Genomic DNA, 10,999 nt, shown 5'->3' with positions numbered 1-10,999 from the left:
CGGTGAATGCGTTTTTTACTACTCATGACTTGCTCAAATGCTTGCCTGGTCAAGGTTTCATTCTATTTTACCTTTTTTTGTATACCCCCTTGACAATTTGCACTTTTTCTTAACTTGTCACAAATGATGTCCCGCCCAGTGGTAAGTTACTTTTCTAGGCTCTGTTTCACCATTGGAACTCCCCGTTAACGCCAGTGTCACCCCACATAGGATGTCTGATTGCGTCCAGTTAAGAGCTTCACTCTCCAAGAATCGAGCTTGGTCGGTGTGGGCAGGTAGGGAGTCATCTATGAGTCTTAGAGGAGGGACTTTCACCCTCATCAGACCGAGAGTTCAGCCTTGTGGCTAGAAACGCTATGTACGGGCTTTCACCGTGATTCACGTTTCAACGAATCGCACTGTCCCTCCACTTGCGTGTAATGTTCGCTTCGACCTGGTTATAAAGGCTTGTTAAGTTTGCAGCACTAACGAGCGTGACTTTAAGTTTGTTTGACTGTAAACGATAGAGCGGAAAACTAGCGTCGCATTCTCCGGTATCGTGACCTAAATAACGTCTCCTTGTAACAGGGGTCTGGTCAGCACAGCTTGCAATTTCTTACAAGCTCAGTCTATGAAAGAGCTGAGTTACTGACTCTGAAAGCCGATCTTTTTTACCAGAAAGAATTGGTTGAAAGCCCGCCCGCCTTCGAGGGAGGCATTAAAATCAGAGTATTCATTACTCCAATACTCAGACTTCTGGGTAGAGGTAGCTCTCCAACTGTCAACTGTCAACTGTCAACTGTCAACTGTCAACTGTCAACTGTCAACTGTTGACAAATACTCCTAGAGAGCCGCCACTGCCTGCAACATCTCGCGCACGCAGAAAGTACACTTAGAAAAAGCTGAGAGCGCGACAGTCGAATCTTCTGACAAAATCATTTGACTCCGGTACCCGTCGTCTGAGGGTTCTCGAAATACATGAAGCTGGCGTTCGTGGATATCTAGCACCCAAAAATCGTCAATCTGCGATGCAGCATAGATATCTCCTTGAGTCTCGCAGTCATTTTGAAGCGTACCATCGGCTATTTCGATCAGCAGATATATCTCCGAGGCGATGGGATGGCGGTCAGTATAGCGCAGGGCGTCTGGCATCACAACTGCGATCGACGGTTTTGCTTGGGCATCGCCTAGCTGAATTGGTAGCTCCACCCGGACTAAAACCTCATCTCCTAACAGCTTTTCCAGCAACTCCTGAATAAGTACAATCGCTGTAGCATAATCGGTTCCCTGTATTTTCATTTTTTTGACAATCAGTCCTGCAACTAATTTTACTTCTTGTGAGTTTAATATTTTAGTCGATCGTACCTAATAATCTTCCACGTATATCAAATGAGAACATAGCCGGGGAGTTGGGAGGGGGGGAGATTGGGAGAGCGGGAGAGGGCTAAAATCTTCATTATTTATTCTTTTTTTGTCAACTGTCAACTGTCAACTGTCAACTGTCAACTCTTCCTTCAATTAGTACCTAATTCGCGGGTCAATGTAAGCATTTAAAATATCAATTACAATACTAGCAATTACTACAATTCCCGCAAAAAACACCACAATACCTTGAACAGTTGGATAATCTCGCAAGCTAATCGCTTCATAAAGACGATTTGCCAGCCCCGGCCAAGAAAAAGTAACCTCAGTTAAAATAGCACCACCCAACAGTGCAGCAAAAGTCAGTCCCAAGACAGTAATTACCGGAATCAGCGCATTTTTGAGAGCGTGAGCCCATAAAATCTGCAATTCAGGAATTCCGCGAGCTCTAGCTGCTTCAACATAATCTGCTTGCAAAGTTTGCTTCAGATTCACCCTCACAATTCGCTCAAAAATGCCACTCAAAAGAATGCCCAGCGTCAAACTCGGGAGTGCCAAATAATGCAAACTTGTGAAAAACTGACCGGGGTTAGCGCTCAAGAGACTGTCTATAGTGTACAGTCCCGTGTAGCCTTGGGGGGCTGGAAATGTCACCGGAAAGCGAGTTCCCAAGGGAAACCAGCCCAACTGTACGGCAAAAATCAACTGCAAAACCATGCCAGCCCAAAAAGCCGGCAGTGAGTAAGTAATAATCCCAAACAAACGGCCTGCTGCATCAAAAATAGTGTTGGGGCGGGATGCCGCTAGGGAACCGATACTGATGCCGACAATTAAAGCTATGGCCATGCTACAAACTGCTAATTCGACTGTCGCGGGGAAATAGTCTCCGATAATTTGCCAGACGGTTTGTCCGCGAGTGGTGATGGATGTTCCCAAGTCGAAGCCCAGCAAGTCTTTCATGTATTTTAGATATTGCTGCCACAGGGGTGCGTCGAGGCCGAGTTGGGTTCGCATTGCTGCTTTGGCGGCGGCGGGAGCTCGCGAGCCGAGAATGGCATCTATGGGATCGCCCGGAGTGGCCCGGAGTAACAAAAAGACTGCTGTGGTGATTGTCCACAACATTAGGGGTGCGAGCAGCAAGCGGACAAAAATATAAGATTGCAGGGCTTTTGAACGAGACATAGGAATTGGGAATTGGGAATTGGGATTTGGGAATTGGGAATTGGGAATTGGGAATTGGGAAAAAGTCGATCGACTTTTTGCCAATTCCAGATTTTCCGATTGCGAGCATCTCAATTGTGCTTTTATATTATTGCTGTCCCCGCTCGCTTATTGTATAAGAGAGCAGGGACGATCGCACTCAAACAAAAAAAGGCTTTTTACGAAAATCAGATGCTTCCTGCCTATTCGCCCAGTAGCGATTCAAATGCAGCTTGGAAAGACTTGATATCGCCTACTCTGGCTACTAACAAGTTTTCGCTGCCGGCATCCTGCAATCTATTCTTCCAATACTGGATGCTATCCGAGTTGTTCATCCAGAAACTAATCACGGTATTTACAACTCGATCGACATCCCAGCCGCGATAGGGAGAAATTATCTCTACCGATGCTACAAAAGAATCGAGAGTACACTTTCGGTTTCCCAAGTATTCTACACCTGACGGCTGCTGTTGTTGCAGTAATTCCTGCTGCTGGTTAAAAAACGTTAAAGTTGGAGATACGCCCAGGATTTCAAATGTATAGCTCATGTTATCCTCCCGAAGTATTATTTTGCTCAAAGGTCGTAGGTTCAACAGTTGACAGTTGACAGTTGACAGTTGACAGTTGACAGTTAAGAGTTTGATAGCGGCCCCTACCCTTAAGTCCGAGTAGGGGAGCAATCAACAGTCCGATCTTAATTTCTCCCGGGCAGGCGGGCTTTCAACTAATTGTTTCTGGTAAATGGAAAAATCTCTAATCGAGTGACGTTACTGCCCTCGATGCACCACAATATCCTTTAATTACCATGCTGGCGTGCGATCGCGATTTTGCCCGCTTATTCTATCAATAGCAAATTTTTTAACAGTCTGGTGTCAAATAACTTACATTTTTGACATACCCCAGCTTTTGAAAATTCTAATCTAATTTGTATTAATCAGCGGTAAGGCAGGCAACCTGCACCCGGAGAAAGCGATCCGATTTTAGATTAAAGATTTTATAATTGGGAATGACTGATGAATTAAGGAGTTGTATGCTTTTTTGACCTGGTGTGAGTTTTGGGACGGGAGTTCTCGATCGCGATCGCCAGATTCAGGAAAGTAGTGGCACGATTAATATTACAATTTTTTACAGTAGTGCTGGAAACCTCAGCCAAGTTTTGACCTGGCCGCTACCCCAATTCACGGCATTGCTGTGGGATTTTGTAACTTATAATATCTAGGGCATCTTGGAAACGACAAACGATACGCAAACCTCGTAGGTGTCAAAATAATATTGATGTTATTGAAAACTCTGAGCAGTCGTCTGATGAAAAGCTCGCCCAAGATGTCACTGAGCCTCGTCTTGTTGATGCCGTTGGTAGTGCAAATCTCCGTAGCAGTCGGCGTCACTGGATGGCTGTCGTTTCGTAACGGCCAGAAAGCCGTCAATGACCTTGCTACCAGGTTGAGTTTGGAAGTCGCAGCGAGGACTAAAGAAAATTTCCGCAGTTTTGGAGAGGTGTCTCACCTGTTCCTGCAAATGAATAATGCTGCGATCGCCTCTGGAAACCTAGACCCTGATGACTTCCCCAACTTAGAGCGCTTTTTTTGGAACCAGACCAAGCTGAGCGATCGCACTACAACCATCTACTACGGCGACGAACAGGGCAAATTCCTCTTGCTCAAACGCGAAGCAGATGAATTAGTATACATCAGAGACGAATCAACTGCTCCCAACCGCCAAATTTATCGCCTCGACAGCAAAGGAAACCGCACTGAGCTAATCAAAACCGCCCCCTACGACCCCCGTACTAGACCGTGGTACCAAGCTGCCAAACAGGCAGAAAAAGCCACCTGGTCTCCGATCTACGTCTTCACGGCCTCGCCAGTTCTCGGCATTACGCCGGTGATGCCTATTTACAATGAAACAGGAAAACTGCGGGGGGTATTGGCAATTGACCTGACTCTTTCTCAAATCAGCGATTTTCTCAAAAGTATCAAAATTAGCCCGTCAGGACAAGTTTTTGCGATCGAACGCAGCGGGGAAATAGTCGCCAGTTCCACAGATGAATTGCCGTTTATCACTGACAACAAAGGACAAAAACGGCTGTTGGCAACACAGAGCAAAAATTTGCTAATTCGATCGGCTTCCACATACTTGCAAACACGATTTGGCAGTTTTGAAGAAATTGACAGCCAAGGACAGTTTAGCTTCGATATAAAAGGCAAACGTCAATTCATTACGGTCGCTCCCCTGCGAGACGGCCGCGGTCTCGATTGGCTGATTGTCGTAGCAATCCCGGAAGCAGACTTTATGGAGCAAATTAACGCCAACACTCGCACAACTATTTTATTGTGCTTTTTTGCCTTCATACTGGCGATCGTCCTGGGAATTTTCACATCTCGCTGGGTTGTCACACCAATTACCCGATTGCTGGAAGCCTCCAAAGCTTTAACAAAAATGTCCGAAGCTGCCGACTTCACCTCCGCCGAATTAGACGGCGAAGTCGAAGTCAAAGGCGTCAATGAACTCGGCGTCTTAGCTCAGTCTTTCAACCAGATGGCCAGACAATTGCGATCGTCTTTTGTAGCGCTAGAACGAACCAACTCCAGTTTAGAACAGCGAGTAGCAGAGCGGACTGCCGAACTCGAAGCCACCGAAGCAGAATTGCGGGCTTTGTTTGCAGCCATGAACGAATTAATTGTAGTTGTGGATGCCACCGGCCGCTATTTGAAAATCGCGCCCACAAATATGTCGGTGCTCTACAAACCAGCAGCAGAATTAGTTGGTAAAACTATCGGAGAGCTTTTTCCGCAAGCTACAGCAGACAATTTTCTCAACCACATTCGAGCAGCTTTAGATAGTCAGCAAACAGTTAGCATCGAGTACGATTTAACCATTAACGACCGCGAAATTTGTTTTGCAGCCAGCATTTCTCCGCTTTCAGAAGAATCCGTAATTTGGGTGGCTCGCGATATTACCGAACAGAAGCGAGCCGAATCAGTGCGGCGGATGAGGCAAAAACAATTGCTCAAACAAAATACGGTTTTGCTAGAATTGGCAAGAAATAAAGCGCTATATCGAGGCGATTTGCAAGTAGCTTTGAGAGAAATCACCGAAGCGGCGGCTCATACCCTAGATGCAGAAGCAGCCGGAGCGTGGTTGTACGACGAAAGTCGATCTAAATTGCAATGTCTCGACCAATTTCACCGCAGCAACGGCGAGCATTCCCAAGGTGCCGAACTCGCAGCACCAGACTATCCAGCTTATTTTAAAGCTTTGGAAGAAGACCGGACGATCGCAGCCGACGACGCTCTCTCAGATATCAGAACCAGAGAATTTGTGGCATCTTACTTTGCACAAAGCGGCACCACATCAACCTTAGATGCGCCAGTGCGACTGGGAGGCCAAACAGTCGGAGTCATCTGTATCGAACAGGTGGGAATTGCTCGCCACTGGACAGTAGAAGAACAAAATTTTGCTGCTTCCCTCGCAGATTTGGTATCATTGGCGATCGAAGCTAGCGATCGCGATCGGACACAAAACGCCCTGCGTCAAGCAGAACAAAAATACCGCAGCATCTTTGAAAACGCAGTCGAAGGCATTTTTCAAACCACCCCCGAAGGTCGCTTCTTGAGCGTAAATCCATCCTTAGCCCGCATCTACGGCTACGCCACTCCCGAAGAATTGACATCAAATCTCACCAACATCAGACAGCAAACTTACGTCAATCCTCAACAACGCGAGAAGTTTATGCGAGTGATGAAAGAATCTGGACAAATTTCGGGGTTTGAGTCAGAAGTTTACCGCGTTGACGGCAGCATAATTTGGATTTCCGAAAGCGCCCGTGCAGTGTGCGACACGCGCGGTGAGGTAATCTACTATGAAGGTAGTGTCGAGGATATTAGCGATCGTAAAGTCTTTGAATCCGCCTTGCAACTCGCCCTAGAAGCAGCCGAAGCAGCTTCCACCGCAAAAAGCGCATTTTTAGCAAACATGAGCCACGAACTGCGGACACCCCTCAATGCCATCATCGGCTACAGCGAAATGCTCCAAGAAGAAACCGAAGAATCCGGTTACGATGAACTCATTCCAGACTTAGACAAAATCCGCACATCCGGCCGACACTTGCTATCGCTAATAAATGACATTCTCGACATTTCTAAAATCGAAGCCGGTCGCATGGATCTCTACTTAGAAACTTTCGACATCGCCACCTTAATTAAAGAAGTCGCCGACACCGCAGCGCCACTGATTGATAAAAATCATAATACTTTAAACTTACAGCAAATAGGCAATATCGGCACTATGCACGGTGACATTACCAAACTGAGGCAGATTTTATTAAATTTGCTGAGCAATGCCGCCAAATTCACTCACAATGGTACAATTACCCTCAGCGCCAGCCGAGAACAAATCGCAGGCTACAGCAGCGAAGCGACACCAGAAAACAGTTTGGAACCTGCGGTAAATTCTCCATCCTCCAATCCCAGTAAAGAATTTTTAGTAGTTAATTGTACAGATACAGGAATTGGCATGAATCCAGACGAGTTACAGCACATTTTCCAACCCTTTATTCAAGCAGACGCTTCTACCACGCGCAAATACGGCGGCACTGGTTTGGGACTAGCAATCAGCCAGCGTTTTTGCCTCATGATGGGTGGCAATATTTCAGTAAAAAGTCAAGTCGGTGTTGGTTCTACCTTTACCATCCGCTTACCTGTTAATACTTAACTAATCTTGGTATTTTTGAGCTGTCCTTGTATTACCAAATCTCGTAGGGACGGGTTCACCAACAATCTTTGGTTCACATCCAAAATATTAATAAACCCGCCCCCACCAAACTGTCCTTGTATTACCAAATCTCGTAGGGACGGGTTCACCAACAATCTTTGGTTCACATCCAAAATATTAATAAACCCGCCCCCACCAAACTGTCCTTGTATTACCAAATCTTGTAGGGGCGGGTTCACCAACAATCTTTGGTTCACATCCAAAATATTAATAAACCCGCCCCCACCAAACCAATTAACCCTGATTGCGGAACAAGTTTTTGAGTATCTGCGATGGTGGGGGCGGGTTTTTTAGTTCTGGGAATTGATGATATAAATTTGGGTGAACCCGCCCATACAAATATTTGAATTACCAATTCCCGATTCGCAATTATCTTTGAATGCTTCTCGGATCGAGAGCATCCCGCAATCCATCCCCCAATAAATTGAACGCCAAAACAGTCAAAATAATCAGCGTCGCCGGAGGCCAAACCAACCAAGGCTGCAACACTAAAATTGAAGCATTCGTAGACAAAGATAGCAAATTTCCCCAGGAAGGATCCGGCTGTTGAATTCCCAATCCTATTAAACTCAAAACCGACTCCGCCACAATAAAACCCGGAACCGACAAAGTAGCAGAAATAATTACATAAGTTGCAGTTTGTGGCAACACGTGGCGGACAATAATATAAATTGGATTGGCGCCCATAGCCCGCGCAGCTTGTACGAATTCTAGCTGTTTAATTGACAGCACCTGACCGCGAATTACCCGCGCCAAACTCGCCCAACTGATAAATGAAGTAATCAGCACAATCAATATAAATCGCTGAGCGCTGGTCAATCCGGGGGGAAGGACTGCTGCTAGAGCTACTAATAAATAAAGACCGGGAATCGTCATCAATACTTCGGCAAAGCGCATTAAAATACTGTCAATCCAACTGCCAAAATAACCAGATATTCCTCCGATTAACAATCCTAAAGGAAAGGAAATTGCTATACCAACCAAACCAATACTGAGGCTAATGCGGCTGCCCTGTACTAAGCGGCTGAATTGATCGCGAGCTTGTTCATCAGTTCCTAAAAGGTTAATTTTACCTTCTCCTGTAGTGCCAAACAGGTGGATATCCAAAGGTAAAATTCCTAAAAACTTATAGGGAGAACCTTTGACAAACAAACCGACAGCAGAGGGTTTTTGCCAGTCTACAATTACCTCGCGAGCGCCCGTATTCGCATCCACGGGCCCCTGAGTAGTCGGGTAAACGTGGGGCCCGATAAATCGCCCGTCTTTGGTGCTTAAATAAATCTGAGTGGGGGGCAGTAAGGAACCGTTTAATTGAGAGTCGTAGGGGTCGTAGGGAGCCACAAATTCGGCAAAAAGTGCGACTGTATAAAAAATTAACAGCATTACGGCTCCCAACCGAGCTAGAGGATTATTTTTAAGATTTTGCCACCATTTCATAAGTTTTAGGTTTGAGATTTTAATTAGGTTCGTAGTGAGGACTTTAGTCCTTCCAGGTTCGTAGTGAGGACTTTAGTCCTTCCAGGTTCGTAGTGAGGACTTTAGTCCTTCCAGGTTCGTAGTGAGGACTTTAGTCCTTCCAGGTTCGTAGTAAGGACTTTAGTCCTTCCAGGTTCGTAGTGAGGACTTTAGTCCTTCCAGGTTCGTAGTGAGGACTTTAGTCCTTCCAGGTTCGTAGTAAGGACTTTAGTCCTTCCAGGTTCGTAGTGAGGACTTTAGTCCTTCCAGGTTCGTAGTGAGGACTTTAGTCCTTTCTTAACGTAATCAGTAGCAAGGGCTGACTTCCTTACTAAGGAAAATTTTGAGGAATGAAGTCCTTACTACAAACCTTAAACTAAATAAAAAGTTTGAGGACTGAAGTCCTTACTACAAACCTTAAACTATTAGTAAGGGAATCAGTAGCTAGGGCTGAATTCGTTACTAATAAAAATTTTACGGACTGAAGTCCTTACTACGAACCTTAAACTATTTTTTTTCATCGGCTACCAAAATTATTCTATTTTCATTTTCCGCAATTTTCCCCAATTCTTCGCCGTTAAAAGGATTGTAGAAAAACGAACCTGTTTGGGGAGGTAATTTGGGATTGAGTACAATTTCCACGATACTTTTGACCACCCCAGTTAGGGGAATTGCCAGGATAACTCCTAATAATCCTCCCACTCTACCTCCTAACAGCAAAGCTGTAAAAATAATTACCGGGCTCAATCCGGTTAGATTGCCCATAATTCGGGGTGCTACTAAATTATCCTTGATTTGCTGGAGACCGATCGCAACTGCCAACACTTGCAGCGCCAGCCACCAATCAATAAACGCTACAATTATACTAACAGTGCCGATGCCCAGCGTCGCTCCGATAAACGGAATTATTTCTGTCAACCCGATAAACACGGCAAACAACAGAAAAAATGGCACTTGCAGCCACCAAAAAGCCAGAGTTAGCGAAGTCGCCATAAAGAGTCCCAGCAATAACTGTCCCGAGACAAATCGTTGGAGGTTTCGCTGCAAAGTATCTGTGAGAACATAGCGAATATCCGGCGAAAAAATGCTGGTCAAACCCTGCCACACTCTTTGACCGTCTAGCAGCATATAAAATGAAATTACGACGATAAAAATTAAGTCGAGGAACCAGTTAACTGTACCGACAACTAAGCCTAAACTTGTACCTGCGATTGATTGTACTTGTTCTTGGACTTTGGCTGATAACTGCTGTTCCAATATTTGCACGTCAAATGGTAAATTGCGATCGGCACTCCATGCTTGAAATTCGCCTAACTGCTGCCGCGCCGACTCCAGCAATTCCGGGAATCTTACCCCCAACTGCCTCGCTTGGCTGAACACGGGCGGCACAATAGTTAGACCAATTACTACTACTACCACACCCGCCACTAAATAAACTAGCCCCGCAGCTACTCCTCGCGGCAAAAATACTTGCAGTCTAATTACTGCATAATTTAATAAAAATGCAATCAGTCCCGCTGTTACTAAAATGCTGACCAGTTCCCCAACATAACTGACAGCAGTTAGGGTGAACCATCCCGTCACTAGGACTAGCAACCAAGTAATTAGAAACTGTTGGACGGGAGAAAAGACACTGTTCATTTTGATTTTTGTCAACTAAACTGGCAGATTTTTTTAGCCGCTGTGACGTATTTTACCAAAAAACTGGGTCTAAAGCCCCGTCCTTCTAGGACGGCTTTTCCTCTTTGAGTGTATCAATCCAGTCCTCTACAAGCTGGGTCATTGTTTTTTCTTTCTGTTTGGCAATTCTCCGCAACTTCTCTAACCGACTCACAGCAATGCGAATACTTAATCTTTCTTTAATCATGGTGGCTACCCAAGTGCTACCCGTTATGATATCATAGTTATACCAATTCACTATGAAGTTGCACTTAATGTAGCTTCAAGGATATAGTCCCAGCCACAGAGTGATAAAACTACCTCGTTCGTGAGAGATTTAATGATTGTATTTACCTGTTCTTTGAGTTTATCTAAACTGGGATAATTTTCCCATTTGAGGTCTTTTTTTGTATGCTCCCATAATCTTTCAATCGGATTTAATTCAGGACTATAGCAATCCTAAATCATTTTCTATGTATCGGTAGTATAGGTGTACTGATTGATTTTGGGGAAATTAAATTTATGTTCCTTGGTGAAAAACTCAAACAAAAATTTGACGATTTTAAAAGAC

The 10,999-nt window shown here is 45.0% G+C and carries 11 protein-coding genes; 3 read left to right on the top strand and 8 right to left on the bottom strand.

The features are described from left to right. The first annotated feature begins 585 nt into the window (after positions 1 to 585). On the top strand, positions 586 to 813 hold the full coding sequence (locus QZ918_RS32015; RefSeq protein WP_293342868.1) for a hypothetical protein: 228 nt from the start codon (positions 586 to 588) through the stop codon (positions 811 to 813). Between the two features lie 9 nt (positions 814 to 822). Here QZ918_RS32015 and QZ918_RS32010 read toward each other — a convergent pair whose 3' ends face one another. The 4 genes from QZ918_RS32010 to QZ918_RS31995 form a co-directional block, all read right to left on the bottom strand. Next, positions 823 to 1,329 (bottom strand): Uma2 family endonuclease, encoded by a 507-nt coding sequence (locus QZ918_RS32010; protein WP_293156815.1) that lies wholly within the window; start codon positions 1,327 to 1,329, stop codon positions 823 to 825. Between the two features lie 168 nt (positions 1,330 to 1,497). Then, positions 1,498 to 2,523 (bottom strand): ABC transporter permease, encoded by a 1,026-nt coding sequence (locus QZ918_RS32005; protein ID WP_293156789.1) that lies wholly within the window; start codon positions 2,521 to 2,523, stop codon positions 1,498 to 1,500. Positions 2,524 to 2,744: 221 nt separating this feature from the next. Continuing rightward, positions 2,745 to 3,089, bottom strand: coding sequence for a hypothetical protein (locus tag QZ918_RS32000; protein WP_293156791.1), 345 nt, complete (start codon positions 3,087 to 3,089; stop codon positions 2,745 to 2,747). Position 3,090: 1 nt separating this feature from the next. Beyond that, positions 3,091 to 3,225, bottom strand: a complete 135-nt coding sequence (locus tag QZ918_RS31995) for a hypothetical protein (protein WP_293156793.1) — start codon at positions 3,223 to 3,225, stop codon at positions 3,091 to 3,093. Between the two features lie 364 nt (positions 3,226 to 3,589). On the opposite strand from QZ918_RS31995, the gene QZ918_RS31990 reads away from it, so the two are divergent. Together QZ918_RS31990 and QZ918_RS31985 are read left to right on the top strand one after the other, a co-directional pair. Then, on the top strand, positions 3,590 to 3,760 hold the full coding sequence (locus QZ918_RS31990; protein ID WP_293156795.1) for a hypothetical protein: 171 nt from the start codon (positions 3,590 to 3,592) through the stop codon (positions 3,758 to 3,760). 86 nt (positions 3,761 to 3,846) lie between these two features. Further along, positions 3,847 to 7,254, top strand: a complete 3,408-nt coding sequence (locus QZ918_RS31985) for a PAS domain S-box protein (RefSeq protein WP_293342866.1) — start codon at positions 3,847 to 3,849, stop codon at positions 7,252 to 7,254. Here the strand turns inward: QZ918_RS31985 and QZ918_RS31980 are convergent. The 4 genes from QZ918_RS31980 to QZ918_RS31965 all read right to left on the bottom strand — a co-directional run bounded on the left by QZ918_RS31980 (position 7,251) and on the right by QZ918_RS31965 (position 10,636). Further along, entirely contained in the window at positions 7,251 to 7,511 is a 261-nt protein-coding gene (locus QZ918_RS31980; protein ID WP_293342863.1) for a hypothetical protein, read from the bottom strand. The two genes, QZ918_RS31985 and QZ918_RS31980, sit on opposite strands and share 4 nt — an antisense overlap. 172 nt (positions 7,512 to 7,683) lie before the next feature. Beyond that, on the bottom strand, positions 7,684 to 8,751 hold the full coding sequence (locus QZ918_RS31975; protein WP_293342860.1) for an ABC transporter permease: 1,068 nt from the start codon (positions 8,749 to 8,751) through the stop codon (positions 7,684 to 7,686). 525 nt (positions 8,752 to 9,276) lie between these two features. Next, positions 9,277 to 10,410, bottom strand: a complete 1,134-nt coding sequence (locus tag QZ918_RS31970) for an AI-2E family transporter (RefSeq protein ID WP_293342857.1) — start codon at positions 10,408 to 10,410, stop codon at positions 9,277 to 9,279. An 85-nt stretch (positions 10,411 to 10,495) separates the two neighbouring features. Then, positions 10,496 to 10,636: a hypothetical protein gene (locus QZ918_RS31965; protein WP_293342855.1), complete on the bottom strand. Its 141-nt coding sequence runs from the start codon at positions 10,634 to 10,636 to the stop codon at positions 10,496 to 10,498. Positions 10,637 to 10,999 lie beyond the last annotated feature (363 nt).

The sequence above is a fragment of the Microcoleus sp. CAWBG58 genome (assembly GCF_020883045.1).
GTDB lineage: Bacteria > Cyanobacteriota > Cyanobacteriia > Cyanobacteriales > Microcoleaceae > Microcoleus.
This window is presented reverse-complemented; position numbering and strand designations above follow the sequence as displayed.